Origin of the sequence: Burkholderia sp. LK4, from assembly GCF_001043615.1 — a bacterium.
In the GTDB taxonomy this organism is placed as follows: domain Bacteria; phylum Pseudomonadota; class Gammaproteobacteria; order Burkholderiales; family Burkholderiaceae; genus Burkholderia; species Burkholderia cepacia.
Genome location: NZ_LDUL01000034.1, coordinates 38,708 through 63,731, shown reverse-complemented (window position 1 = coordinate 63,731; position 25,024 = coordinate 38,708). Strand labels below are relative to the sequence as shown.

Below are 25,024 nucleotides of genomic sequence, written 5' to 3'. Positions count from 1 at the left end.
GTCAGACCGCCCAGCAGGAACAGCCGAACGCGCCCCAGAAGCCCTTCGCGTCCGACGTCGGCAATGCGCTGCCCCACGCGCTCGCGTGCGCATGCTGGTGCACGTTGCACGCATTCGCGCAACCGCACATCGCGGCGGCCGCCGCCGCGCGTTGCAGCGGTGCGCCGCTGCGCTGCGTCGCGCCCCAGCCGCCGTAACCGCCGTACTCGCGCACCGGCGACCAGTCCGGCATCGCGGGCGGAATCGGCGCGTCATGCGACGCGAACGGGCCCGCGCCCCACACGATCCGGCCGCCGACCACCGTCAGCAATGCGGTCGTGCCCGCGATGTCGTCCTCCGCGCACGCGAAGAAGTCGCGATCCGGCACGACCACGTCGGCCAGCTGCCCGACCGCGATCCGCCCTTTCTTACCGACTTCGTTCGAGAACCACGTCACGTATTCGGTCCACATGCGCAGCGCGGTCTCGCGGTCGAGCAGGTTGCGCTGCGGATACATGCGCAGCCCGCCGATCGTCTTGCCCGTCACGAGCCACGACAGCGATACCCACGGGTTGTACGACGCCACGCGCGTCGCGTCGGTGCCGGCCGACACCTTGAGGCCCTTCGACAGCATCTTCGCGACCGGCGGCGTCGCTTCGGCCGCCTGCGCGCCGTAGCGCTCGACGAAGTATTCGCCCTGGTACGCCATCCGGTGCTGCACCGCGATGCCGCCGCCCAGTGCCGCGATACGATCCATCGATTTTTCGGTGATGGTTTCCGCGTGATCGAAGAACCAGTTCAGCCCTTCGAGCGGGATGTCCTTGTTCACCTTCTCGAACACGTCGAGCGCGCGGCTGATCGTTTCGTCGTACGTCGCATGCATGCGCCACGGCCAGCGGTTCTGCGCGAGCACGCGCACGACGCCCTCGAGATCGTCTTCCATCTGCGCCGGCAGGTCCGGACGCGCGACGCGGAAGTCCTCGAAGTCGGCCGCCGAAAACACCAGCATTTCGCCCGCGCCGTTGTTGCGGAAGTAGTCGGTGCCGTCGTGATACTTCGTGCTCTTGGTCCAGTTCACGAAGTCTTCCTTCTCGGCGTTCGGCTTCTGCGTGAACAGGTTGTACGCGATCCGGATCGTCATCTCGCCCGCGTCGTGCAGCTTGCGGATCACCTCGTAATCGTCCGGATAGTTCTGCGAACCGCCGCCCGCGTCGATCACGCCGGTCACGCCGAGACGGTTCAGTTCGCGCATGAAGTGGCGCGTCGAGTTGTACTGGTATTCGAACGGCAGCTTCGGCCCTTTCGCGAGCGTCGCGTACAGGATCGTCGCGTTCGGGTTCGCGAGCAGCAGCCCGGTCGGGTTGCCCGCGGCATCGCGCAGGATCGTGCCGCCCGGCGGCTCCGGCGTGTCCTTCGTGTAGCCGACCACGCGCAGCGCGGCCGCGTTCAGCAGCGCGCGATCGTACAGGTGCAGGATGAACACAGGCGTATCGGGCGCGGCCGCGTTGAGTTCGTCGATCGTCGGCAGGCGCTTCTCGGCGAACTGGTGCTCGGTGAAGCCGCCGACCACGCGCACCCATTGCGGCGCGGGCGTGATCGCCACCTGCCGCTTGAGCATGTCCATTGCAAGCGCGAGCGACGGCACGCCGTCCCAGCGCAGTTCCATGTTGTAGTTCAGGCCGCCGCGTATCACGTGGCAGTGGTTGTCGATCAGGCCCGGCAGCGCGGCGCGGCCCCCGAGATCGACGACCTTCGTCGCGCGGCCCGCGAGCGGCATCACGTCCGCGTCGTGGCCGACCGCGGCGAAGCGGCCGTCCTTGATTGCGACGGCGGTCGCGACGGGGTTCGCGCGGTCGAGGGTCGTGAACCTTCCGTTGTGAAGGATCAGATCCGGTTGGGACTCGGTTGCGGTCATGTGCGTCACCTCGTATCGATCAGAAGCCAAAAAGCTGTTTGACGGCGGGAATGGCCTGCACGCCGATCACCATGCCGAGCAACCCGACAAGGGCAATCAGCGGCGGCGCCGGAGAGCGAACCTTGATCACGCTGTAGATCACGCCGATCAGCAAACCCGCGCCAAGGGAAACCAGATAAGGTTCCATACGATCAATGTCCCGGTCAGGTTGAAATGCAGGCTCTACGTCCTGGAAAACAGGCGCGGGCGACATCCGTGAAGCAGTCACGGCAGCCGCCCGCGATTTTCATGGAGCCGATGGCGCGTATTCGTGCAGGACACGCGGCATCGGCACGGGCAGTCGCAACTGCCCGCGATTACTTCGCCGGAACCGGCGGAATCGACTCGTGCGGCGTCGCCGTGCGCGGTGCAGCCTTGTGGACCATCGTGTACGCGTAGTCGACACCCATCCCGTACGCGCCCGAGTGTTCCTTCGCGATCGCCATCACCGCGTCATAGGTCTCGCGGTGCGCCCAGTCGCGCTGCCATTCGAGCAGCACCTGCTGCCAGGTCACCGGCACGACGCCGGCCTGCACCATCCGCTGCATCGCGAAGTCGTGCGCGTCCTTCGACGTGCCGCCCGACGCATCGGCGACCATGTAGATCTCGTAGTCGCCTTCGAGCATTGCGCAGAGCGCGAACGTCGTATTGCAGACTTCCGTCCACAGGCCCGACACGACCACCTTCTTGCGGCCGTTCGCGGCCAGCGCGTCGCGCACCTTCTGGTCGTCCCACGAGTTCATCGACGTACGTTCGAGCGTCTTCTGGTTCGGGAACACGTCGAGCAGTTCGGGATAGGTATGGCCCGAGAAGCTGTCGCTCTCGACCGTCGTGATCGTGGTCGGGATGTTGAACACCTTCGCGGCCTTCGCGAGCCCGACGACGTTGTTCTTCAGTACCTGGCGATCGATCGATTGCACGCCGAACGCCATCTGCGGCTGCTGGTCGATGAAGATGATCTGGCTGTTGTGGGGAGTGAGTACTTCAAGCTTCGGATTGCTCATGGCGGTCATATCCTTTGACGCGGGAAAAGAGAGAGCCAGCCTCACCGGCAAACCGGGAGGCGCCCACTGCGCTGTGACGGGAGGTTCGCGTACCAGCCGGTGTCATTCAACACGCGAATTCATCGTAGCGCCAATTAATCGACTTGATTAATAAAAACCCTAAATTCAGGCCTTAAAAGATCTTAAAAGCCCCGAATTAAATACGCGCCTCCGGAGCAGACCTGCTACGCTCCGAATTGATTTTCCGATCATCGACCGGTCGGTATTTATCCGTATTTTTCACACGGTTGTCATTTCCCTTATCCGAATCATGACGTCCTATATCGCATCGTTATTGGCCGGCATTCTCGCGGGTGCCGTCTACGCGTTGATCGGTGTTGCATCGCCGGCGCCGCCTACCGTCGCATTGGCCGGCCTGCTGGGCATCCTCGCCGGCGAACAGATCCTGCCGGTCGCCCGCCGCATGCTGTCCGGGATCCAGCTGAAAACCGCGTGGAGCGACGCGAAGTGCGGCCAGCACATGTTCGGCACGCTGCCCGGTGCGCAGGCCACCCGGGCCGCCGCGAAGAAAGGGCCGTCGACACCGGCCTGACGCGCGCCGATCGAGGGCGCCTGGATCGCGTACGCGGCGCAATTGTCGTGAACCGTGTTGGAGCCGGGCGTGCTTGGCGATAACATGACAGCCCGATGCCCCCGTGGAATTCATCATGAAGCTGTCATTCGAAGCGCTCGAGGCACTGGACGCGATCGACCGCACCGGCACGTTCGCCGAAGCCGCCGAGCTGCTGCACCGCGTACCGTCCGCGCTGACCTATCTCGTGCAGAAGCTCGAAAGCGATCTCGGCGTCGCGCTGTTCGACCGCAGCGGACGCCGCGCAAAGCTCACGCACGCGGGACGCGTGGTCGTCGAGGAAGGCCGCCGGCTCCTGCATGCGGCCGAGCAGCTCGAACTGAAAGCGCAGCGCGCGCAGCAAGGCTGGGAAACCGAGGTGCGCATCTGCATCGACGAGATCCTGCCCTTCGAGGCATTGTGGCCGTACGTGCATGCGTTCTACGGGCTCGAGATGGACACGCGGCTGCGCCTGTCCACCGAAGTCCTCGGCGGCACGTGGGATGCGCTGATTTCGCGGCGCGCGGATCTCGTCGTCGGCGCAGCGGGCGAGCCGCCTGAACTGCCGGACATCGTCGCGCGACCGATCGGCTCGCTCCGGCACGTGTTCGCCATCGCGCCCACCCATCCGCTCGCGGCATTGCCCGAACCGCTGTCGATGGCGTCCGTCGTCGAGTATCGCGGCGCCGTGATCAGCGATACGTCGCGCGAGCTGCAGCCGCGCTCGGTCGCGATCGATGCCGGGCAACCGTATCTCGCGGTCCCCACCCTCGCCGCGAAACTGGCCGCGCAGTGCGAAGGGCTCGCGGTGGGCACGCTCCCGGATTGCATCGCGGCACGCGCGATCGCGCAGGGCAAGCTCGTCGCGCGCGAGGTGACCGGCATGCGCGACACGACGCAGTGCTATATCGCATGGCGCGGCGACGAAGCCGGACGCGCGCTGCACTGGTGGGTCGACCAGCTCGCTCAACCCGATCTCGTCGACCGGTTTACCGCGCTCGTGTAATTCCGCCGCCCGCGGCTTGCGTTGGCCCCCGGCCGCAGGCAACCGCCCCGCATCAGCCGAACGAATCGTGCAGGCGCTTCATCTCCTTCTCGAGCCACTCGATCAGGTTGAACGACGCGTGCGCACTCGCGGCCGGCGGGATCATCATCTTCTCCTCGGTCGCGATGTGTTCGGACAGCGATTCGCACATCAGCCGCCCGAGTTCAGGCTTGCGCGCGATCAGCGGCGACAGGTCGCCGCTGCTCAGTTGAAACGCCGTCACCGTCGTCACCGCATGGACGCTCGCGTGCAGTTGCGTGCCGGCCAGCACGACGGACTGGCCGATCGCGTCGCCCGGCGCCATCCGCCTGACCTCGATGTCCCCCGCCGCGCCCGGCACGAACACCGACGCGACACCGGCCCCGACGATCGTCAGCAGGCGCGTATCGGCATTCGATGCATAGATCACGTCCCCTTTGTGGAACACGCGTGACGCGAGCGCATCGGCTAGCACCGCCAGATCGGCGTCGCCGAGCTGCCGGAAGAGTTCGACCGCGCGCAGCAGCCGTTGCCCGCGCGACACCGGCCGGTGCGCAGCGGCCGTCCCGCCCAGCGGGCGCAACGCGATGTCCGCGGCGGCCAGATGCCGGTGGGCCAGGTCGTAGAGCTGGTTGCGCACGGCGATCTTCTTCTGCAGCGCATCGACGTAACAGACGAGTTCGTATTCGACGGAATTGGTACGGAACGCCTTGACCACCGCAACCGGTGCGGGACGGGGCAGCACGTCCAGCGAGCTGGCGGCGGCGCGGTCGAGCGCATCGACGACGATGGCCGGCCGCACTTCCGGATCGATCTCGATCGTCAACGTCACGCCGTGCACGTTCTCGGGTTCGCTCAGGTTGACGATCGTCGTCTTCGCCGCCGTGCTGTTCGGCACGACGACCAGGTTGCCGAGGCCGTCGATCAGCTTGGTCGCGCGCCAGTTGCTTTCGACGATCCGCCCTTCCAGCTCGCCGATGGCCACCGTGTCGCCGAGCCGGAACGGCTGGGTGGTATTCAGCACGAGGCCGGAGAACACGTCGTTCAGCGTGTTCTGGACGGCCAGCCCGAGGATCACGGCCACCGCGCCCGACGTCGCGACCAGCCCGCTCAGCGGCAGGCCCAGCACGTAGCCGAGCGCGGCCACCGCGGCCGCACCGAACACGGCGCCGGCGGCGATGTCGTGAAACAGCCGCTGGGTGCGCCATGCGCGCGGCAGCAGCAGATGGTCGAGCATCAGGCTGAACACGAGCGCGCACTGCAGCCACCACGCGACCCCGATCACCTGGATCGCCAGCCGGTCGAGCCGGTCGGGCGACGGCGGCACCGCGAGCGGGCTCACGCCGGTCGCGAACAGCACATAGGTCAGCGCGGCGAACGACGCGCAGCGCCCTATCGCCTTCGCCGTCGAACGGCCGGGCCCGAGCAACCGCCATGCGACGAGATCGACAATGACGATCGGTGCGCCGTAAGCGACCGTGGCGGAAAGGTTCAGCATGAGGGAGCGGGCGGCAAGCGTGACACAGGACGCGCACGGAAGCCGCGCACGCACATCGCCCACGGCCCGATCCGGCGTGTAGCCGCAGGCGGCGAATCGTGGCGCGAAAGGTCGGGCTGGACAGGTTTCATGCGGTAGTCGTTCGATGACGCGCGAAGCCGCCGCGGCGGCACGTGTGGCGGCCGCCGCGCCACACCGGCATGCAGCGGCGCCGTGACCGCGCGACGCTGCAGCGCGAGCCGGCGGCCTGCCCGCCTGCCCGCGCATCGTCGACGGTCCGTGCGTCCAATGTAGACGCACCGGCCGGCCCGGTCATGTGTTCAACCTGAAACGTTCTGAAGCCGCGACGGCCGCGCGCCGCTACGATTCGCGCGGCGGCAGCTCGGTCTCGCCCGTGTCGAGCCCGAGCGCGTGCACGACCGACCACGCGTCGTCCGCGACCTGCGTCGACCCGGCGGTATGGGCAAGCGCGGCCGCATACGCGGCCAGCAGACGCACGCGCGCGTCGTCGCGCGTGCGCGTCTCGTCCATGTCGCGCATCGAATCGAGCGCCGCGCGCGCGCGTTCGCGACATTCGTCGACCAGCGACAGGTCGAACAGGCACGGCACCGCCACGGCAGCCAGCGCGATGCCGATCTCCGCATCGCCGTTCGGCGAAAACGCCCAGTCGAGCGCCGCGCGCAGGTTGCCGAGCTCGCGCCGGATCACGTCGAGCCGCGATTCGCCGAGCGTCCCGCCGTCGTCTACCGGCGCGAGCCGGAACAGCGCATGGAAGTAGTTCGCGTGGGCGCGGGCGGCGGCCGCGCACTCGCCGTTGTTCTCGAGCTGCTGCAGCGCGTACGCACGCGTCGTCGTCAGCAGACGGTAACGCGGTGCGCCGTGCGCGCTTTCGAGACTCAGCAGCGACTTCGACACGAGGCCGGCGATCGTGTCGAGCAGGTCCGCATCGGCCAGCCGCGTGGCGCCGACGATCTCCCGCACCGCGTCGATCGAGAAGGTGCCGCGGAATACGCCGAGCCATCGCAACAGCAGGCGCTCCGCATCGCCGAGCAGGCGGTAGCTCCAGTCGTACATCGCTTGCAGCGTCTGATGACGCGGCAACGCCGTGCGAAACCCGCCGGTCAGCAACCGGAAATGGTCGTCGAGATGCGCGGCCAGCACGTCGATGCCGAGCACGGCCGCGCGGGCCGCGGCCAGTTCGATCGCGAGCGGCAGGCCGTCGAGGCGCCGGCACACCGATGCCATCAGCGACACGCTGCGTTCGTCGAGCGGGAAACGCGGATCGGCGGCCTGCACACGCGCCGAGAACAGTTGCACCGCGCTCGCACCCAGCGTTTCCGCATCGTCGGCACCTTCGCGCGGCACCTCGAGCGGCGGGATCGGACACAGCCGCTCGCCCTGGATACGCAACGCCTCGCGGCTGGTCGCGAGGACGCGCAAGCCGGCGTCGGATTCGGTCAGCGCGCTTGCGATCCGCGCGGCCGCGTCGAGCAGATGCTCGCAATTGTCCAGCACCAGCAACATCCGGCGGTTCGCGACGCTGGCCAGCACCGCCTCGAGCGTCAGCGATCCGGCGGGCTGCGCGATGCCGAACGCCGCCGCCAGCGCGTCGGGCACGAATTGCGGAGCGGCGACCGTGGCCAGCGACACGAACGCGGCGCCGTCCGGAAAACGGGCTTCGGCGCGCATGGCCGCCTCGAGCGCAAGCCGCGTCTTGCCGATGCCGCCCGCCCCGACCAGCGTCACGACGCGCGCGGTGTCGAGCGCCGCCAGCACCTCGGCGACGGTCTGCTCGCGGCCGACGAGCGCGGTCGGCGCGGCCGTCAACCGCGACGTCACGGCGCGCACGGGGGGCGCGACGTCGGTCCGGCCGCCGACCAGCCGATAACCGCGCCCCGGCACCGTCACGATCAGGTTGCGATCGTCGGCGAGCGCCTTGCGCAACGCGGCAATGTGCACCTGCAGGTTGTTTTCCTCCACGACGGTGTGCGGCCACACGCGCTGCATGATCTCGTCTTTCGAGACCAGGGCGCCGTTCGCCCGAATCAGGAGTTCGAGAATTTCGAATGCGCGACTGCCGATACGCAGCAGTTTGCCGTTCGAGCGAATTTCACGCCTGTCAAGAAATACGTGTAGCGTTCCAATTCGGATCATGAGAATTTTCAATCGATAGCGTGCATCGATGCCCTGTCAAAAATGACATCGACTGGATGCTCATGCTACGGCATTTGCCCCTTGCAATGATTCAAATTATCAGAAGCTACTGAGCAAATTTTTTGAATCGATGAAAGCCGCGATTTTCCCGGCGTCTCCGCGTGGGGCGACGCTGCCCCTGTGCGGCGCGGCATTTCGCGCCCACTGCATGCGAAACAGTGATTCACCCATGAACCTGTTTCGTAGGATAAAAGCTGCGATTTGCCGGAGTTAATTTCTTCGACTCATCAATTAAAAATAGCCGCGCGCCGGATTGGCGGACAGGACCGGGTAAAAAAGACATGCTGGACGTGGCGTAACCGTGGTGTAACCGATTTCCCGGGCGGCGGTCGGTCGGATTTTCCGTTCATAACGATTCAGGCGCCGCTCAGGACATTCAGCGGCGCGGCGCGCAACGATGGATCGATGGCGCCAGCGTCGAGCGACTTTCACCACGCCGTGAGGAACACGACCATGGGCAACCGTATCGCCGGCATCAGGATTCCCGACGCCCCCCTCGCACGGGACGCCGCCGACACCGTACGCGCGTGCGAACCGGAACTGCTGTTCCGGCACGCGATGCGCGTGTTCGCGTTTGCATCGATCATCGGGCTGCGTCGCGGCATCGTGTTCAACGCCGAGCTGCTGTATGTCGCCGCGCTGTTCCATCACTTCGGCTTGACGGAGCGCTACCGGCATTCGCGCCGGCGCTTCGAGATCGACGGCGCGAATGCGGCGCACGCATTCCTCGGAGGATACGGCGTCGCCGCCGACGACGCAGCGGAGGTCTGGCGCGCGATCGCGCTGCATGCGACGTTCGGGATCCACCCGTACATGACGCCGTTGACGGCGCTGCTCGGCGCCGGCGTCGAGACCGACCTCTTCGCGCATCACTTCGACGAGGTGAGCCGGTCCGAACGCGACGCGATCGTGCATGCATGGCCGCGCGGCCCTTGCTTCAAGGATTTGTTTCTCGAGGCGCTCGCCGCGGGCACCGCACACCGCCCCGCTACCGCGTTCGGCAACGTGTCCGCCGACGTGCTCGAGCGTTGCGACCCGGACTATCGCCGGACGAATTTCTGCGGGCTGGTGCTCGGGTCGAAATGGGCGGAGTGAGCCGGCCGTCCGGCCGGGCCCGTGCGGCCGCGTCACCGCCGCCACCGCCGGATCATGCGCGCGCGAACGCCAGCAGTTCGTCGTTCAGGCGTTGCGCATGCGTCAGGTACAACGCGTGCGGGCCGCCCTCGTAGACGCTCAGCGTCGCGTGCGGCACGCGCCGCGCCGTGACGGCGCCCGTAAGCGCGAGCGGTGCCGTCTGGTCGTCGTCGCCGTGAATCACGAGTGTCGGCACGTCGAACTTGTCGAGATCCGCACGGAAATCGGTTTCGGAAAACGCGCCGACGCAGTCGAGCGTCCCCTTCAACCCGGCCTGCAGCGCCATGAACGACGTCCAGTCGAGCGCGGCGCGCGAGATCGTCGAAGCGGCCCGGTTCGACCCGGTGAACAGCGGCCAGAATTGCTCGAGGAACGCCGCGCGATCGGCCACGATACCCGCGCGAATCCCGTCGAACACGGCGACGTCGACACCGTCCGGATGATCGTCGCGCCGCGCGACCAGCGGCGTCACCGAGCCGACCAGTACGGCTTTCGCGATGTGCCGCGTGCCGTGCCGGCCGATGTAGCGGGCCACCTCGCCGCCGCCCATCGAGAAGCCGACGAGCGTCACGTCGCGCAGCCCGAGCGTATCGATCAGCGTCGCGAGATCGTCCGCCAGCGTGTCGTAGTCGTATCCGGTCCACGGCTGGCCGGAGCGGCCGAAGCCGCGCCGGTCGTAGGCGATGCAGCGCAGGCCGTTCGACGCAAGGTGATGCATCTGGACGTCCCACATATCCGCGTTCAGCGGCCAGCCGTGAATGAACACGACCGGGCGCCCGGCGCCCCAGTCCTTGTAGTGAATCGACACGCCGTCGCGGGTCGTGAACGTGCTCATACGGATTCCTCAGTGGTGAAAAAGCGGCGCGCACCGGCGTCGGCCGGCGGACAGGTGCCGCGTCAGTCGTCACGACCGGGACAGCCGGCCGATGAACCGGTCCATCTCGGTCGCGAGGATCACTTCCCGGTAGTTCGCGGGACGCTTGGCCCCGCGCCATTGCGGCTTGTAGATCGCGTCGCCCGGACGAATCGTCGTGCCGGTCAGCGCGCAGCGCGCGAGTGCGCGCGACTTCGCGCTGATCCAGCGCTGCTCGTCGTAGCGGCAGCGCGTCGGGTCGCTCCACGACACCAGGACCGACGAATCGGTCTGTCGCTCGGCGGCGATGATCGCGCAACGACGGCGCACGCTGCCGCTCGATGCGGCCGATGCATCGTTGCAATGGCGGCGGCGCGCGGTGTCCGGGTCGCGCACAAGCGACGGCGCGCAATGGCGTGCGGCCGGCGACGGGTCGAGCAGCGTCATCACGTGCTCCCAGCGATCGAATGCGTCCATGGCAGATCCAGGCAGGTGAGGCGGGCCGGATGCCTCGCACCCGCCCGCTACGCGATCGTCATCCGCCGCGCGAGCCGGCACCGGCCCGCGACGGGATGACCTGACGCTGACGATAGCGGGCCGCCGCTGAAGAGTCTTGATGCGAGACTTAATTTTTCTGGCCGGCGCGCGCGCAGGCGTCCCGCGGCGTGCACCACATACGGGCTTCACGAAAATTCAGCGCGATTTCAGTACAGCCCGCATGGCCGCGGGATAGGCTCCTGTCGGCTTTCGTTCACGACGTTCGCGCGCCGGCCTGCGCGCGACCTCTCGAACACATGCCGGCTGCCCGCGGGATTGCCGCCTGCGGGCAGATCCGAACCCACCATCCAACGCGGCATCGATGTACCGCACGTTCAAGGAGACTTCATGCGTCCCGCAGATACCGACGCCCTTCCCTCGGCACGCCGCCGAGACATGCTGCTCGCCGGCGCGACCGCCGTTGCAGCCGCCGCGCTGCCGGCAGCCGCCGCGGCTGCCCCCAAACACGCCGCTTCCACCCATTCAGGAACCCACACGATGAACACGATCACCACGAAAGACGGTACGCAGATTTACTTCAAGGACTGGGGCAGCGGCCGCCCGGTCGTGTTCTCGCACGGCTGGCCGCTGTGCGCCGACGCGTGGGATTCGCAGATGCTGTTCCTGGTGCAGCACGGCTTCCGTGTGATCGCGCACGACCGCCGCGGTCACGGCCGCTCGAGCCAGCCGTCGCAGGGCAACGACATGGACACGTATGCCGACGATCTCGCCGCGCTGATGAACGCGCTCGACCTGCACGAAGCCACGCTCGTCGGCCACTCCACCGGCGGCGGTGAAGTCGCGCACTACATCGGCCGGCACGGCACGAAGCGCGTCGCGAAGGCCGTGCTGATCGGCGCCGTACCGCCGCAGATGGTGAAGTCGGCGACCAATCCCGGCGGCCTGCCGATGGACGTGTTCGACGGGATCCGCAAGAACGTCGCGGAAAACCGCTCGCAGTTCTACAAGGATCTCGCGGTGCCGTTCTTCGGCTTCAACCGGCCGCAGGCAAAGGTGTCGCAAGGCACGATCGATGCGTTCTGGGCCCAGGGCATGATGGGCGGCGTGCACGGCCAGTACCTGTGCGTGAAGGAATTCTCCGAGGTCGACTACACGGAAGACCTGAAGAAGATCGACGTGCCGACGCTGATCCTGCACGGCGACGACGACCAGATCGTGCCGATCGACGATTCGGCCCGGCTGTCCGCGAAGATCGTGAAGCACGCGGAACTCAAGGTGATCCCGGGCGGCTCGCACGGCATGTGCGTCGTCGATGCCGCACGGATCAATGCCGAACTGCTCGCCTTCCTGAAGGCGTAAGCCGCGCGACACGGCGCGCCGGACGTCATACTGTCATGCCGTCACGCCGGCGCGCCCTTCAGCATTTTTCAGGAATTTTCAGGCCGTCGCGATTCCGCATGCCGCATGCGCCGTCGCCGGGATCGCCGCTGCTGCGGCAGCGGGCGCTCACGGCGTACGCGCCGGCCTGAGCAGCAAGCCGATCAGCGCGCCCGCGATCGCGAACGCCATCGCCACCCGGAAGTTGTCGGCCAGCGCGAGCGTGGTCGCCTGGACGCGAACCGCGCGGTCGAGCAGCGCGTAAGTCGCCTGGTCGCCTGCCGCGAAGGTCGCGCCGTGCGCGACCAGCGACGCCGCGCCGGCTCGCAGCCGCTCAAGCGTTTGCGGGTCCGACAGCGTGACATGCAGACCGACGAGATTCGAATGGGTAGCCTCCATGATCCGCTGGATCACCGCGATCGACGTCGTGCCGAGCTGCCCGCTCAGCAGGCGCGTCGTCTGCACGACCGCGCCGAACGTCAGCGCGTGCTCGGCCGTCACGTGCTTGCCGAAAAAGAAGATCACCGACGTGAGCGCCATCGTCTGGCCCAGTGCCTGCAGCAACTGCGACGGGATGAAATCGGGTTCGGCCCATACGGGCGTGAGGCGCGCGCCGAGTGCGAACGCGAACGCCACCATCACGAAGCCGGTGACGATCAGCCGGCGCGGATCGACGCGTTGCAGCAGCCATGCGACGCATGGCGCGAACAGCAGCTGCGGGATCGCGATCCAGCGCAGCGTGTCGCCGATCTGCAGCGGGCGCAGCCCGTAGGTGCTCGCGAGAAACGCCGACGGAATGAAGCTCGTGTTGAGCACGGTGAAGCGCACGAGGCCGACCAGCACGATCAGCCATGCGACGTTGGGCAGCGCGAGGTAGCCGAGATCGAGCCCGGCGCTGCGCGACGCCAGCTCGTGGATCAGGAACGCGGCCACCATCACGATGCCGACACACAGCAACGTGACGATCAGCGGCGACTGGAACCAGAACAGCCGTTCGCCCTGGTCGAGCGCGACGCACAGGCACGCGAACCCGCCGGCGCCGAGCACCATGCCGCGCGTGTCGATCCCGGACGCGAAACGCTTGATTGGTTCGTTGGACAGCGACAGCATCAGGCACACGATGAACGGCACGGTCAGCAGTGCGTTCTGCCAGAACAGCCAGCGCCAGCTCAGGTGTTCGCTGTACCACCCTTCGAGCGTCGCCGACAGGTTCAGCGACATCTCGAGGTTCATTGCATACGCGGCGATGCCGAACGGAATGAGCCGCGGCGGCAGCGTGCGGACGACGAACCCGACGGTCAACGGCACGAACACGCCGGATGCGAAACCGGCTACGCTCTGGAGTGCGATGAACGTGCCGAAGTCCGTGCACAGCGGCAGCATGCTTTCGACGGCCAGGAATGCCGCGGCGCCCGCCAGCAGCACGCGGCGCGTGCCGAACACGAAGGCCGCCGCGATCGCGAGCGGCCCGACGAACATCTGCGACGCGGTGAACGCGGTGTTGATCCATGCGCCCTCGTCGAAGCCGACGCCGAGCGCGCCGCGTACGTCGGCGAGCCCGAGCGAGGTGATGCGCGAGGTCAGCGTCGAGATGATCGCGCCGAGCAGCACGGCCGCGATCGCGGCGATGGAACGAAACGTCGGTATGTCGGTGGCCGGCGCGGCCGGCCCCGGTGTCGCGCCACCGGGGGCGAACGTGGTATTCATCGTCGTGCGGCTCCCGTATTTGAGGCTCGCGCAAGCATAGCGCGATGTGAAGAAACCTGTCCGTTCGATGGAGTTACCCGATCGTGAGCACGAACCCGACGAACCCGACCGACGCGTCGAGCCCGCCGCCCGCCTCCCCCGCGCGCTCGCGCAGATGGCCGATCGTGCTGATCGCCGGCGCCGCGCTGTTGCTCGTCGCGCTGCTGGTCTACGAATACGACGCGCATGAACGCGGCACCGACGACGCGTACGTGACGGGCCACCTGCACGTGATTTCGCCGCGCGTGGCCGGCACCGTCGAGCGCGTGCTGGTGGACGACAACCAGTTCGTGCATGCGGGCGACCCGCTCGTGCGGCTCGATCCGCGCGATTTCGACGTGCGCGTCGCGCTGCAGCGTGCGCGCGTTGCGCAGGCGCGTGCCGATGCGATGCGCGCGAAGGCGCTGGTCGAGCAGGCCGACGCGACGCTCGTGTCCGCGCACGCCGACGCCGAGAAAGCCGAACTCGACTACGCACGGGCGCGCGAGCTGACCCGCGAAACACCGCGCGGGTTGTCGCAACAGGAATTCGATGCGGCCAACGCGGCGCGCAAGTCCGCGCGTGCCCGCATCGACGCGGCACAAGCGCAGCAGCGCAGCGCGCAGGCCGCATGGCAGGCGGCAGACGCCGTGTCGCACCAGGGCGACGCCGACTTGCGCGATGCGGAGTTGCAACTGCAGTACACGACGGTCGTCGCGCCGTCGGACGGCCGCGTCGGGAAGAAGACCGTCGAGACCGGCGAGCACGTCGCGCCGGGCCAGGCGCTGCTCACGCTGGTCGAACCGCACCCGTGGGTCGTCGCGAACTTCCGCGAAACGCAGCTCAAGCACGTGCGCGCCGGCGATGCCGTGCGGCTGCGTTTCGACGCGCTGCCGGACCTGACCTTCAACGGGCACGTCGACAGCCTGTCGCCCGCGACCGGCGGGCAGTTCGCGCTGCTGCCGCCCGACAACGCGACCGGCAACTTCACGAAGGTCACGCAGCGGGTGCCGGTCAAGATCCTGCTCGACGGGCAGGCGTCGACCGAGCCGCGCATCCGGCCCGGCCTGTCGGTCGTCGTCACGCTGCAAGCCGGCCGGGAACAGCCATGAGCCGCCTCGCCGCGCTGCTCGCCGCCGGCCTGCTGGGCGCCTGCACGATCGCGCCGCAGCCGCTCGCGCCCGTCCCGGTCGGCACCGACCGGTTCCGTCATGCGGATGCGCCCGGCGAACCGGCCCCGTCGCTCGCCGGATGGCCCGCGTCGTTCGGCGGTCCGCCGCTCGTCGCGCTCGTCGACGCGGCGCTCGCCGGCAACTTCGACATCCGTGCGGCCGCCGCGCGCGTCGACCAGGCGCAGGCGCTGCTCGGCGTGCGCGAAGCCGCGCTTTCACCCACCGTCGGCGTCGATCCGTCATTCAACCGTTCGCGTGTGTCCGGCACGGTCGACAATGCGTTGCCGAAGCGGCTGATGCACAACTGGTCGGTGCCGTTCAACGCCAGCTATGAAGTCGATCTGTGGGGCCGCCTGCGCGGCGACGCGGAGATCGGCAGGCAGAACGTGCTGCAGGCCGACGCCGATCGCGCGGCCGTGCGGCTGCGCGTCGCGACCGAGGTCGCGAGCGACTACCTGACGCTGCATTACGTCGAGGAGGATCTGGCGACGCTCGCCCGCGCGATCGAGCTGCGCCGCACCGCGCTCGACGTGATCGCCGCGCGCGTGCGGGCCGGCGCGGCGAGCGATCTCGACGCGCTGCGCGCGGCGGCCGATCTCGATACCGCGCGCGCCGATCTCGCGGACAGCCGGCGGCTACGCGAGAACCTCGTCGATGCACTCGCGGTGCTGACCGGCGTGTCGCCGACCAGCTTCACGGTCGCGCCGACCGCCGCCGCGATTCGCGTGCCGGCGGTGCCGCCCGGCCTGCCGTCCGTGCTGCTCGCGCAACGGCCGGACGTCTATGCGGCGGCACGCCGTGTCGATGCGGCATCGCTCGAAACCGGCGTTGCCCGCACCGCATGGCTGCCGACGCTGACGCTGACGGCCCAGGGCGGGTTCGCGAGCCGCGACCTCGGCTCGTTTCTCGAGCGCAACAGCTCGCTGTGGGGCCTCGGGGCGAGCGTGGCTGAAACGCTGTTCGACGGCGGCAAGCGCGATGCCGCGGTAGCCGCCGCGAAGGCCGGCACGGCGCTCGCCGACGCGAACTATCGAGCGACCGCGCTGGGCGCGCTGCGCGAGGTGCAGGACGCGCTCAACGACATCGCCGCGCAGAACGAGCGGATCGTGCGCTACGACAGCGCGGCGCGCTCGACCGAAGCGGCCGCGCGGCTGTCGCTGAGCCGCTATGCACATGGCTACGTCAGCTATCTCGAGGTCATCGACGCGGACCGCGACGCATTGAACGCGCAACGCCAGTTGATCCATAGCCGCCAGGCGCTCGCGATTGCGACGGTCGATCTGGTGCGCGCGCTGGGCGGCGGGTGGACGCCGCCCTCCGTCGCACCGCAAAACGTCGCGCAACGCGACGACCGGCTCTGAAAGATGCCCGCCGCGCGGCCGGCCAAGCAACACGACGTGCGTGCGGTCACGCAAGCCACGGACGCTGGCAACACGGTGGCCGCATGAGCGCCGTCGCCGTCGTCACCGTCGCGGCGCGGCCCGCCACGTCGAAGCCCGCACCGCTGCGCCGCCCGGCCTGCCCCGCGCTTCAGGTTCCGCTCGGCCGGTGCGCGTCCTCGCTGAGGAACCGGTGCACGAACGTGACGGCCATCGCCCCTTCGCCGACCGCCGACGCCACCCGCTTGACCGAGCCCGAACGGACGTCGCCCGCCGCGAACGAGCCGGGCACGCTGGTTTCCAGGTAGTACGGCCGGCGCTCGAGCGGCCACACGCGCGCGAAGTCCGGGCAGTCGTACAGGTCGCTGCCCGTCACCAGGTAACCGCCCGGATTGCGGATGATGTCGGTGTCGCGCGCCCATTCGGTGTTCGGCGCGCCGCCGATGCAGACGAACAGGTGCGTGGCCGGCAGCACGTCGCGCGCGCCGTCTTCCGTGCGCAGCACGATCGCCTCGAGCCGGCCGTCGCCCTGCAGCGCGTCGACGGTCGTGCCGTAGCGCACCGTCACGTTCGGCATGCGCTCGATCCGGTCGATCAGGTAGCGCGACAGCGTCGCCGCGAGCGACGCGCCCCGGACGATCATCGTGACTTCGCGCGCGTGCCGCGCGAAGTTCATCACGGCCTGCCCGGCCGAATTGCCGCCGCCGACGATGAACACATGCTTGCCCTCGCACATCGGCGCTTCGCTCGATCCCGCGCCGTAATACAGGCCCGCGTTGAGAAACTTCGGTTCGTCGGGCAGGCCGAGACTGCGGTATTCGATCCCCGTCGCGCAGATGTTCGAGCGCGCGGTCAGGATCGAGCCGTCGGCCATGTCGACGCGGATCTTGCCGTCGACGAACGTCGCATGCACGCCCTCGCGCATCATCAGCAACTCGACGCCGAACTTCACCGCCTGCTGGCGCGCGCGTTCCGCCAGCTCGGCACCCGGGATGCCGTCCGGAAAGCCCATGTAGTTCTCGATCAGCGAACTCGTGCCCGCCTGCCCGCCGATCGCGTCGCGTTCGATCACGACGGCCCGCAGCCCCTCCGACGCCGCGTAGACGGCCGCCGACAGGCCGGCCGGGCCGGCGCCGTAAATCGAGACGTCGTACTCGATGAAGCGTGGCCGGGAGACCCAGCCGAGCTTCGCGGCGATCTCCGGCAGCGTCGGCTGGTAGATGCACGTGCCGTCCGGAAACACGACCACCGGCAGCCGGACGTCGCGCAGCGGCGCGATGCCCAGCTCGCGCACGCAATCGGTGTCGGACGTCAGCTCGCACCATTCGTACTCGACCACGCCGCGCTTCAGGAAGTCGCGGATCGCGTAGGCCTCCTTGCTGTGAGGCAGGCCGATGACCTTGACATGCTGCGACTGCGCCATGAGCGTCTCCCGTTGACCGCGTGTCGAATCCCGGCCGGTTCCCGCGCCGGCCGCACGTGTGACTGTAGTCGTCATCGTCGCCACGGCCGCCATGTTTCATAAGAATTAAGGTCCGAGCGCGATGCGCGCCGTCCAAAATACATCGTGTTCCCCCGCTCGCAGCTTCGCGCCGGCCGCGCTGCGAGCGCCCCCTGCGCCGGCATCGGAGCGGCAGATGGCCACGACCTGCACCCACCTCGGCGAAGCGCGCATCCTGAACACCGACAAGGACTACTGCGAGGAATGCGTGAAGTCCGGCAGCCGATGGGTGCATTTGCGCCTGTGCCTGAGCTGCGGGCATGTCGGCTGTTGCGACTCGTCGCCGAACCGTCACGCCAGCCGGCATTTTCATGAAACGACGCACCCGCTCGCCCGTTCGATCGAGCCCGGCGAGCGCTGGGTCTGGTGCTACGCGGACGACGTGATGGCCGGCGAAATCACGCCGTAACCCGCCGCGCACCGGCATCCGGCACCGTTTTCGACCGAGGGTATACACGGTTCGATCGCGGCTTCTTCTCGCCGCTTTTTTCGACTAGTATTTATCGAACGATAACTTATCTATCGATAAACAAGAGGTTCGTCATGACGGTATCCAGACTCGCGCACTACTCGATCCGCACGCTCGATCTCGAGCGATCGTGCCGGTTCTACGAACGTGTGCTCGGCTTCAAGCGCGGCTACCGGCCGCCGTTCGACTTTCCCGGCGCATGGCTCTACAAGGGCGGCGACGAAAGCGATTACGGCACGGTCCACATCATCGGCGTCGACCCGGCCAACCCGGACGGGCTCGCGGCCTACCTCGGCGACAAGACGCTGCCGGCGTCGGGCACCGGCACCGTCGACCACATCGCCTTCCTCGCGACCGGCGTCGAGGCGATGTGGGACACGCTGCGCGCCGAACACGTCGCGTGGCGCGATCGCACCGTGCCGAGCCTCGGGCTGCACCAGGTGTTCATCGAGGATCCGTCCGGCGTGACGATCGAACTCAACTTCCCCGCCGCCGAAGTCGCGGGGCTGGCACTGCCCGCGGCCGTCCCGGCCGGCGACTCGCAAGCACACGGAGACTGACATGAACCACCGCACTTCGACCAAACGCAAGGCCGCGATCGTCGGCGGCTCGCTGGGCGGCCTGTTTGCCGCGAACCTCCTGCTGCGCAACGGCTGGGACGTGGATGTGTTCGAACGGGTACCCGACGCGCTGTCGGGCCGCGGCGCCGGGATCGTCACGCATCCCGAACTGTTCGACGTGATGCGCGCAGCGGGCGTGCGCATCGACGAATCGATCGGCGTGGAGGTCGAGTCGCGGATCACGCTGGGCCGCGACGGCACCGTCGTATCGGAACGCCGGATGCCGCAGACGCTCACCGCATGGAGCAAGATGTACCACGTGCTGCGCGCGGCGCTGCCCGACCAGCATTACCGCGCGGGCGCGGTCGTCACCGACGTGGCGGACGGCCCCGGGCACGCGTCGGTCACGCTCGCCGACGGCTCGGTCGTGCATGCCGACCTGGTCATCGCGGCCGACGGCTTCCGCTCGGCGATCCGCGAGAAATTCCTGCCGGACGCGCGGCTGCAGTATGCGGGCTACGTCGCGTGGCGCGGGCTGGTCGACGAACCCGGGCTGTCGGAGGCGACCCACGCGACGCTGTTCGGGAATTTCGCGTTCGGCCTGCCGCCGCACGAACAGATCCTCGGTTATCCGGTCGCCGGCCAGGGCAACAGCACGAAGCCGGGCGAGCGCCGCTACAACTTCGTGTGGTATCGCGCGACCCGCGAGGACACCGACCTGCCGAACCTGCTGACCGACGCGACCGGCAAGCTGTGGGCGGGCGGCATTCCGCCGACGCTGATCCGGCGCGAGGTGCTCGACGACATGGAAGACGCCGCCCACGCGCTGCTGGCGCCGCAGTTCGCCGAGGTCGTCGCACGCGCGACGCAGCCGCTGTTCCAGCCGATCTACGACCTCGAAGTGCCGAACATGGCGTTCGGCCGGATCGCGCTGCTCGGCGACGCCGCGTTCGTCGCACGGCCGCATTGCGGGATGGGTGTCACGAAGGCCGCCGGCGATGCCCTCGCGCTCGCCACCGCGCTCGCCACGCGCACCGACACGCTCGACGCGCTGGGCGAATACAGCGAGACGCGCACGGCGTTCGGCGCGGCGATCGTGGAGCACGCGCGCCACCTCGGCGCCTACATGCAGGCGCAACTCAGGAACGACACCGAGCGCGAAATGGCCGAGCGCTATCGCACGCCGGAAGTCGTGATGCGGGAAACCGCCGTCCCGCCGCATTTCTGAGCATGCACGGGCGCCGTGCGCGACCCGTGCGGCGCCCATCGCCAAGCCAAGCCAAGCCATGCCAGGCCATTCCAGACGAGAAGGAGACACCGTGAACCACCCGCTTCCGGCCACCGCCGGCACCGCGCCCGAACCGGCCGCACCGTCATACACCACGCATCCGCTGCAGCGCGATGCCCGCTTTCGCGAACACGTCCGGCGCAGAAGGCTGTTCGCCTGGTCGCTGACGTTCGTCATGCTCGCCCTCTATTTCGCGTTCATCCTGACGCTGGCGTTTTCGCCGACGCTGCTCGGCGCACCGATCGTGCCGGGCCGGCCGACTCCGTGGGGCATCCCGGTCGGGTTCGGCATGTTCGTCGCAACCTTCGCGCTGGTCGCGCTTTACGTGTTCCGCGCCAATGCGGTGCACGACACGGTCGTCGCGGCCCTTCGCCACGGAGACGCATCATGAAACGCCTGCTCCCCGCACTGCTCGCCGCCTGCGGCTGTGCACCGGCGTTCGCGGCCGGCCCGGCCGCGCTCGCGCACGGGCACAATCCGGTCGCGATCGGCATGTTCGTCGTGTTCGTCGCGTCGACGCTGTTCATCACGCGCTGGGCCGCGCGCAAGAACCACAGCGTGGCCGACCACTACGCGGCGGGCGGCAAGATCACCGCGTTCCAGAACGGCTGGGCGATCGCCGGCGACTACATGTCGGCCGCGTCGCTGCTCGGCATCTCCGCGCTGGTGTTCACGAGCGGCTACGACGGGCTGATCTATTCGGTCGGGTTTCTCGCGAGCTGGCCGATCATCCTGTTCCTGATCGCCGAGCCGCTGCGCAACCTCGGCAAGTACACGCTCGCCGACGTCGTGTCGTATCGCCTGCGGCAACGGCCGATCCGTGCATTCGCGGCGTCGAGCTCGATCGTCATCGTGCTGCTGTATCTCGTGTCGCAGATGGTCGGCGCGGGCAAGCTGGTCGAGCTGCTGTTCGGCCTGAACTACACGGTCGCGGTGCTGGTCGTCGGCGTGCTGATGGTCGTCTACGTGTTCTTCGGCGGGATGCTGGCCACCACCTGGATCCAGATCATCAAGGCCGTGCTGCTGCTCGCCGGCGCGGCGTTCATGGCGATCATGGTGCTGAGCCGTTTCGGCTTCAGCCTCGACGCGCTGTTCGCGCAGGCGACTCTCGTCCACCCGAAACACGCGGCGATCATGCGCCCCGGCGGGCTGGTGTCCGATCCGGTCTCGGCCGTGTCGCTCGGCCTCGCGCTGATCTTCGGCACCGCGGGCCTGCCGCACATCCTGATGCGCTTCTTCACGGTCGGCGACGTCAAGGCGGCCCGCAAGAGCATCCTCTACGCGACCGGCATCGTCGGCATCGGGTATGCGCTGATCATCGTCATCGGCTTCGGCACCATCGCGCTCGTCGCGTCGGACCCGCAGTACCACGACGCGTCCGGCGCGATCGCGGGCGGCGCGAACATGGTGGCGATCCACCTCGCGCATGCGGTCGGCGGCAACGTGTTCCTCGGCTTCATCTGCGCGGTCGCGTTCTCGACCATCCTGGCCGTGGTCGCCGGGCTCACGCTCGCGGGTTCGTCGGCGATCTCGCACGACCTCTACGCGAACGTGCTGCGGCGCGGGCAGGCGTCCGACCGGGACGAAATGCGCGTGGCGCGCGCCACGACCGTCGTGCTCGGCGTGCTCGCGATCCTGCTCGGCATCGCGTTCGAGAAGCAGAACATCGCGTTCATCGTCAGCCTCACGTTTTCGATCGCGGCCAGCTCGAATTTCCCGGTGCTGCTGCTCTCGATCTACTGGCGCGGGCTGACGACGCGCGGCGCGGTGCTGGGCGGCCTGCTCGGGCTCGCCACCGCGGTGACGCTCACCGTGCTGAGCCCGACCGTGTGGGTCCAGGTACTGGGCCATGCGCACGCGGTCTATCCGTACGAATACCCGGCGCTGTTCTCGATGGCGGCGGCCTTCGCCGGCGTCGTCCTGTTCTCCGTCACCGATCGTTCGGCACGCGCGCAACGCGAGCGCGCGCAGTTCGACACGCAGCTCGTCGCGTGCGAGATGGGCCTCACGGCGGGCATCTCGACGACCATCACGCAACGCGGCTGAACCGCACGTCACGCACCCTCGATACACCATGAGAGACACCATGCTGAATTGCACCTGCTGCCCGTCGCCGGGACGCCGCCGCCTGCTCGGCGCGCTTGCCGCGTTCGCGGGCACCGCCGTCGCCGGACAGTCCGCGTCGGCCGCCGGCAGCGCCGGCACCCCGGCCGCGCTGCCGCCGCACCGGCCGCGCTCGATCGACATCCACGCGCATTACTACCCCGAGAGCTTCTGCGACCTGGTCGGCGGCGAAGGCAAGCGCTTCGGCGGCTCGTTCGTGTGCGACGACACGTCGTTCACGTTCCGCACGCCCGCCGGCGGCCTCGGCCCGCTGCCGATGAAGTTCATCGACATCGATGCGCGGCTCAAGGACATGGATGCGTCCGGCGTCGACGTGCAGGCGCTGTCGCTCAGCGTGCCGATGGCGTACTGGGGCGACCGGCCGTTCAACGCGAAGCTCGCGCGCGACTGGAATGCGTCGGCGTCGCGCGTGTACCAGCGGCACCCGACGCGTTTCGTCGTGCTCGCGACGCTGCCGATGCTGAACGCGGCCGACGCGATCGACGAACTCGAACGCGCCGCGCAATTGCCGGGCGTGCGCGGCGTGTACATGGGCACCAACATCGACAACCGCGATCTCGACGATCCGCTGTTCGCGCCCGTGTTCGCCCGCATCGAGCAGCTGGGCCTGCCGGTGTTCCTGCATCCGCAACAGACGGTCGGCGGCGCACGGCTCGGCGATTTCTACCTCAGCAACCTGCTCGGCAACCCGTTCGATACAGCGATCGCGGGCTCGCACCTGATCCTCGGCGGCGTGCTCGACCGCTACCCGACGCTGGAGATCACGTTGCCGCACGCGGGCGGCGCACTGCCGATCCTCGTCGGGCGCCTCGACGCGGGCTGGACCGTGCGGCCCGAAACGCGCCGGCTCGCGCAGAAGCCCAGCAGCTACCTGCGGCGCTTCAGCTACGACACGGTGTCGCATTCGGGCCCCGTGCTGAACTTCCTGATCGAGAACGTCGGCGTCGACCGGCTCGTGCTCGGCAGCGACTACTGTTTCGACATGGGCTACGAGCAGCCGGTGCGCTTTCTCGACCGTGTCGACCTGAGCGCGCAGCAGCGCGCGATGATCCTCGGCGGTAATGCGGGCAAGCTGCTGCGGATCTAGCAGTCGGGCCGGCGCACGGCGGCCTGCCCGCCGCGCTTGCACCGTCGGCGCAGCCCGCGGCCGGACATGGCAAGATCCGCAGCAGCCGTGGCCGCAGGCGCGCGGCGCCGTGCATCACGACGCCTGGCCGGGGCGCACGCCACCGGCCGCACACCGGAGTCACCCACGATGAAGATAGTCATTGCAGGCGGATCGATCGCCGGTCTCGCGGCCGCGCTGACGCTCGACTGCGTCGGACACGACGTGACGGTCTGCGAACGCTCGCCGTCGCCGCTGCGCGGCCAGGGCGGCGGCGTGGCCGTATTGCGCCGGATGATGGCGTTTCTCGAACGGCATGGCCGGCATTGCCGCCACGCGATCAGCGTGCCGACACACCGGCGGCGCTGGATCGATCGCGACGGCATCGTCACGCGCGACGAGCCCGAGATACTGCCGTTTTCGTCGTGGGACGCCGTCTACCGTTCGCTGTGCGAAACGCTGCCGCACGGGCGCATCCGGTACGGCTGCACGGTCACCGGCTTCGACCAGGACGCGGACGGCGTCGACGTCCACCTCGGCGACGAGCGCCTCCGCGCGGACGTGCTGATCGCCGCCGACGGGGCCGGCTCGACCCTGCGCGCGCAGCTCTTTCCCGGTTATGCGCCGTCGTTCGCCGGTTACCTCGCGTGGCGCGGGATCGTCGACGAAGCGGATTTCGATGCCGCGTCGATCGCGCCGCTGGTCGAGAACATGACGCTGCACAAGGCGCCGGGCGAGCTGTTCATGGCGTTCCTGATTCCCGCGCTCGACGGCTCGCTCGTGCCCGGCACGCGCCGCTTCAACTGGCTCTGGTATCGCAACGAAGCCGATCGCGACGCGCTGCGCCACCACCTGACCGATCGGGCCGGACACGTCCATCACGCGTCCGTGCATCCGGGGCAGCTCGCCGACGACGTCGTCGCGACGCTGCGGCAACTCGCCGGCGAACGCCTGCCGGCCCTGCTCGCGCAACTGGTGCACGCGACGCGCATGCCGTTCAACCAGGCGATTTTCGATGCGTTGAGCCCCGCATTCGTCGATGGTCGAGTCGCGCTGATCGGCGATGCGGCGTGCACCGTGCGCCCGCATACCGCATCGGGCACGTCGAAGGCCGCGAGCGATGCGGTGTCGCTCGCCGAAGCGTTGCCGGCGGACGCGACCGACGTCGTCGCGCGCCTCGCGCAATGGTCGGCGCGACGGCGCGACGAAGTGACGTCGCTGCTCGAGAAGGGCCCGCAGCTGGCCGCGGCGTTCGGTCTCGGCACGCCGTGCTGACGCAGCGGCGCCCGCGCCGGGCCGGGCCGCAGCGGGGTTCAGAACGTTTCAGCGCAGTTTCAGGAAATGCCGCCGACGCCCGCGTAGACTGCCCTCCATCATCCGCCTCGCACACGATGACGCGATTGCGTCATTGCCCGCGCGGCCTCCCCACACCTGGAGCAACGACATGATCTCCGCCGCGAACCGCTGCCACCGGGCCGCCTCGCCATGGCCGGATCGCCCGGCGATGCGCCGCCGTCATCCGGCCGCACCGACCGGAACGACCGCCGCCGGCACGC

General features: G+C 68.5%; 22 protein-coding genes. 13 read left to right on the top strand and 9 right to left on the bottom strand.

Going from position 1 to position 25,024, the window contains the following annotated elements; all coding sequences use genetic code 11:
- Position 1 precedes the first annotated feature (1 nt).
- The 3 genes from VK92_RS18540 to VK92_RS18530 all read right to left on the bottom strand — a co-directional run bounded on the left by VK92_RS18540 (position 2) and on the right by VK92_RS18530 (position 2,937).
- Positions 2 to 1,894 carry an amidohydrolase gene (locus VK92_RS18540; RefSeq protein ID WP_048027062.1) on the bottom strand — a complete coding sequence of 631 codons (1,893 nt, stop codon included), beginning with the start codon at positions 1,892 to 1,894 and terminating at the stop codon, positions 2 to 4.
- A gap of 19 nt (positions 1,895 to 1,913) precedes the next feature.
- A complete protein-coding gene (locus VK92_RS18535) occupies positions 1,914 to 2,081 on the bottom strand; it encodes a DUF1427 family protein (RefSeq protein WP_048027666.1) in 168 nt (55 codons plus the stop codon).
- Positions 2,082 to 2,250: 169 nt separating this feature from the next.
- The gene (locus VK92_RS18530) at positions 2,251 to 2,937 is read right to left on the bottom strand and encodes a hydrolase (RefSeq protein WP_021158289.1); all 687 of its coding nucleotides are present in this window, start codon (positions 2,935 to 2,937) and stop codon (positions 2,251 to 2,253) included.
- Positions 2,938 to 3,247: 310 nt separating this feature from the next.
- Between VK92_RS18530 and VK92_RS18525 the strand changes: the two genes are divergently transcribed.
- Together VK92_RS18525 and VK92_RS18520 are read left to right on the top strand one after the other, a co-directional pair.
- Positions 3,248 to 3,529 (top strand): XapX domain-containing protein, encoded by a 282-nt coding sequence (locus VK92_RS18525; protein WP_021158288.1) that lies wholly within the window; start codon positions 3,248 to 3,250, stop codon positions 3,527 to 3,529.
- A gap of 115 nt (positions 3,530 to 3,644) precedes the next feature.
- Entirely contained in the window at positions 3,645 to 4,553 is a 909-nt protein-coding gene (locus tag VK92_RS18520; RefSeq protein ID WP_048027060.1) for a LysR family transcriptional regulator, read from the top strand.
- A 52-nt stretch (positions 4,554 to 4,605) separates the two neighbouring features.
- Here the strand turns inward: VK92_RS18520 and VK92_RS18515 are convergent, their stop codons facing one another.
- Positions 4,606 to 6,069, bottom strand: coding sequence for a mechanosensitive ion channel family protein (locus VK92_RS18515; RefSeq protein ID WP_048027058.1), 1,464 nt, complete (start codon positions 6,067 to 6,069; stop codon positions 4,606 to 4,608).
- 360 nt (positions 6,070 to 6,429) lie between these two features.
- Positions 6,430 to 8,223 carry a winged helix-turn-helix domain-containing protein gene (locus tag VK92_RS18510; protein ID WP_048027056.1) on the bottom strand — a complete coding sequence of 598 codons (1,794 nt, stop codon included), beginning with the start codon at positions 8,221 to 8,223 and terminating at the stop codon, positions 6,430 to 6,432.
- A gap of 261 nt (positions 8,224 to 8,484) precedes the next feature.
- On the opposite strand from VK92_RS18510, the gene VK92_RS18505 reads away from it, so the two are divergent.
- Entirely contained in the window at positions 8,485 to 9,378 is an 894-nt protein-coding gene (locus tag VK92_RS18505; protein ID WP_331457815.1) for a phosphohydrolase, read from the top strand.
- Between the two features lie 52 nt (positions 9,379 to 9,430).
- On the opposite strand, the gene VK92_RS18500 is transcribed toward VK92_RS18505, so the two are convergent.
- Both VK92_RS18500 and VK92_RS18495 read right to left on the bottom strand, forming a co-directional pair.
- Positions 9,431 to 10,252 carry an alpha/beta fold hydrolase gene (locus VK92_RS18500; RefSeq protein ID WP_048027052.1) on the bottom strand — a complete coding sequence of 274 codons (822 nt, stop codon included), beginning with the start codon at positions 10,250 to 10,252 and terminating at the stop codon, positions 9,431 to 9,433.
- Positions 10,253 to 10,321: 69 nt separating this feature from the next.
- Positions 10,322 to 10,747 carry a DUF3331 domain-containing protein gene (locus tag VK92_RS18495; RefSeq protein ID WP_048027050.1) on the bottom strand — a complete coding sequence of 142 codons (426 nt, stop codon included), beginning with the start codon at positions 10,745 to 10,747 and terminating at the stop codon, positions 10,322 to 10,324.
- Between the two features lie 558 nt (positions 10,748 to 11,305).
- On the opposite strand from VK92_RS18495, the gene VK92_RS18490 reads away from it, so the two are divergent.
- Entirely contained in the window at positions 11,306 to 12,127 is an 822-nt protein-coding gene (locus VK92_RS18490) for an alpha/beta fold hydrolase (protein WP_042973930.1), read from the top strand.
- Between the two features lie 147 nt (positions 12,128 to 12,274).
- Here the strand turns inward: VK92_RS18490 and VK92_RS18485 are convergent, their stop codons facing one another.
- On the bottom strand, positions 12,275 to 13,852 hold the full coding sequence (locus tag VK92_RS18485; protein WP_021158278.1) for an MFS transporter: 1,578 nt from the start codon (positions 13,850 to 13,852) through the stop codon (positions 12,275 to 12,277).
- An 83-nt stretch (positions 13,853 to 13,935) separates the two neighbouring features.
- Between VK92_RS18485 and VK92_RS18480 the strand changes: the two genes are divergently transcribed.
- The gene (locus VK92_RS18480; RefSeq protein WP_021158277.1) at positions 13,936 to 14,982 is read left to right on the top strand and encodes an HlyD family secretion protein; all 1,047 of its coding nucleotides are present in this window, start codon (positions 13,936 to 13,938) and stop codon (positions 14,980 to 14,982) included.
- The gene (locus VK92_RS18475; RefSeq protein WP_048027048.1) at positions 14,979 to 16,403 is read left to right on the top strand and encodes an efflux transporter outer membrane subunit; all 1,425 of its coding nucleotides are present in this window, start codon (positions 14,979 to 14,981) and stop codon (positions 16,401 to 16,403) included. The genes VK92_RS18480 and VK92_RS18475 overlap by 4 nt, the downstream gene beginning before the upstream one ends.
- A gap of 169 nt (positions 16,404 to 16,572) precedes the next feature.
- On the opposite strand, the gene VK92_RS18470 is transcribed toward VK92_RS18475, so the two are convergent.
- Complete coding sequence (locus VK92_RS18470) at positions 16,573 to 17,844, bottom strand: NAD(P)/FAD-dependent oxidoreductase (protein ID WP_048027047.1); 1,272 nt, start codon at positions 17,842 to 17,844, stop codon at positions 16,573 to 16,575.
- Between the two features lie 214 nt (positions 17,845 to 18,058).
- Here VK92_RS18470 and VK92_RS18465 point away from each other — a divergent pair, with 214 nt between their 5' ends.
- The 7 genes from VK92_RS18465 (at position 18,059) to VK92_RS18435 (ending at position 24,743) form a co-directional block, all read left to right on the top strand.
- Positions 18,059 to 18,331, top strand: coding sequence for a ubiquitin carboxyl-terminal hydrolase 14 (locus VK92_RS18465; protein WP_027792630.1), 273 nt, complete (start codon positions 18,059 to 18,061; stop codon positions 18,329 to 18,331).
- Positions 18,332 to 18,465: 134 nt separating this feature from the next.
- Positions 18,466 to 18,951 (top strand): VOC family protein, encoded by a 486-nt coding sequence (locus tag VK92_RS18460; RefSeq protein ID WP_048027045.1) that lies wholly within the window; start codon positions 18,466 to 18,468, stop codon positions 18,949 to 18,951.
- Position 18,952: 1 nt separating this feature from the next.
- Positions 18,953 to 20,179 (top strand): FAD binding domain-containing protein, encoded by a 1,227-nt coding sequence (locus VK92_RS18455; protein WP_048027043.1) that lies wholly within the window; start codon positions 18,953 to 18,955, stop codon positions 20,177 to 20,179.
- Positions 20,180 to 20,270: 91 nt separating this feature from the next.
- Positions 20,271 to 20,630 (top strand): DUF485 domain-containing protein, encoded by a 360-nt coding sequence (locus VK92_RS18450; protein ID WP_048027041.1) that lies wholly within the window; start codon positions 20,271 to 20,273, stop codon positions 20,628 to 20,630.
- Positions 20,627 to 22,285 carry a cation/acetate symporter ActP gene (gene actP, locus VK92_RS18445; protein ID WP_048027039.1) on the top strand — a complete coding sequence of 553 codons (1,659 nt, stop codon included), beginning with the start codon at positions 20,627 to 20,629 and terminating at the stop codon, positions 22,283 to 22,285. Before VK92_RS18450 ends, actP begins: the two co-directional genes overlap by 4 nt.
- A 28-nt stretch (positions 22,286 to 22,313) precedes the next feature.
- A complete protein-coding gene (locus tag VK92_RS18440; RefSeq protein WP_230952237.1) occupies positions 22,314 to 23,450 on the top strand; it encodes an amidohydrolase family protein in 1,137 nt (378 codons plus the stop codon).
- A 168-nt stretch (positions 23,451 to 23,618) separates the two neighbouring features.
- Entirely contained in the window at positions 23,619 to 24,743 is a 1,125-nt protein-coding gene (locus tag VK92_RS18435; RefSeq protein ID WP_053077821.1) for an FAD binding domain-containing protein, read from the top strand.
- Positions 24,744 to 25,024: the final 281 nt, after the last annotated feature.

What these genes read in the sequence shown, in the direction of transcription:
- VK92_RS18540 (WP_048027062.1), bottom strand. Translation starts at nt 1,894, where the DNA reads ATGACCGCAACCGAGTCCCAACCGGATCTGATCCTTCACAACGGAAGG.
- VK92_RS18535 (WP_048027666.1), bottom strand. Translation starts at nt 2,081, where the DNA reads ATGGAACCTTATCTGGTTTCCCTTGGCGCGGGTTTGCTGATCGGCGTG.
- VK92_RS18530 (WP_021158289.1), bottom strand. Translation starts at nt 2,937, where the DNA reads ATGAGCAATCCGAAGCTTGAAGTACTCACTCCCCACAACAGCCAGATC.
- VK92_RS18525 (WP_021158288.1), top strand. Translation starts at nt 3,248, where the DNA reads ATGACGTCCTATATCGCATCGTTATTGGCCGGCATTCTCGCGGGTGCC.
- VK92_RS18520 (WP_048027060.1), top strand. Translation starts at nt 3,645, where the DNA reads ATGAAGCTGTCATTCGAAGCGCTCGAGGCACTGGACGCGATCGACCGC.
- VK92_RS18515 (WP_048027058.1), bottom strand. Translation starts at nt 6,069, where the DNA reads ATGCTGAACCTTTCCGCCACGGTCGCTTACGGCGCACCGATCGTCATT.
- VK92_RS18510 (WP_048027056.1), bottom strand. Translation starts at nt 8,223, where the DNA reads ATGATCCGAATTGGAACGCTACACGTATTTCTTGACAGGCGTGAAATT.
- VK92_RS18500 (WP_048027052.1), bottom strand. Translation starts at nt 10,252, where the DNA reads ATGAGCACGTTCACGACCCGCGACGGCGTGTCGATTCACTACAAGGAC.
- VK92_RS18495 (WP_048027050.1), bottom strand. Translation starts at nt 10,747, where the DNA reads ATGGACGCATTCGATCGCTGGGAGCACGTGATGACGCTGCTCGACCCG.
- VK92_RS18490 (WP_042973930.1), top strand. Translation starts at nt 11,306, where the DNA reads ATGAACACGATCACCACGAAAGACGGTACGCAGATTTACTTCAAGGAC.
- VK92_RS18485 (WP_021158278.1), bottom strand. Translation starts at nt 13,852, where the DNA reads ATGAATACCACGTTCGCCCCCGGTGGCGCGACACCGGGGCCGGCCGCG.
- VK92_RS18475 (WP_048027048.1), top strand. Translation starts at nt 14,979, where the DNA reads ATGAGCCGCCTCGCCGCGCTGCTCGCCGCCGGCCTGCTGGGCGCCTGC.
- VK92_RS18470 (WP_048027047.1), bottom strand. Translation starts at nt 17,844, where the DNA reads ATGGCGCAGTCGCAGCATGTCAAGGTCATCGGCCTGCCTCACAGCAAG.
- VK92_RS18465 (WP_027792630.1), top strand. Translation starts at nt 18,059, where the DNA reads ATGGCCACGACCTGCACCCACCTCGGCGAAGCGCGCATCCTGAACACC.
- VK92_RS18460 (WP_048027045.1), top strand. Translation starts at nt 18,466, where the DNA reads ATGACGGTATCCAGACTCGCGCACTACTCGATCCGCACGCTCGATCTC.
- VK92_RS18455 (WP_048027043.1), top strand. Translation starts at nt 18,953, where the DNA reads ATGAACCACCGCACTTCGACCAAACGCAAGGCCGCGATCGTCGGCGGC.
- actP (WP_048027039.1), top strand. Translation starts at nt 20,627, where the DNA reads ATGAAACGCCTGCTCCCCGCACTGCTCGCCGCCTGCGGCTGTGCACCG.
- VK92_RS18440 (WP_230952237.1), top strand. Translation starts at nt 22,314, where the DNA reads ATGAGAGACACCATGCTGAATTGCACCTGCTGCCCGTCGCCGGGACGC.
- VK92_RS18435 (WP_053077821.1), top strand. Translation starts at nt 23,619, where the DNA reads ATGAAGATAGTCATTGCAGGCGGATCGATCGCCGGTCTCGCGGCCGCG.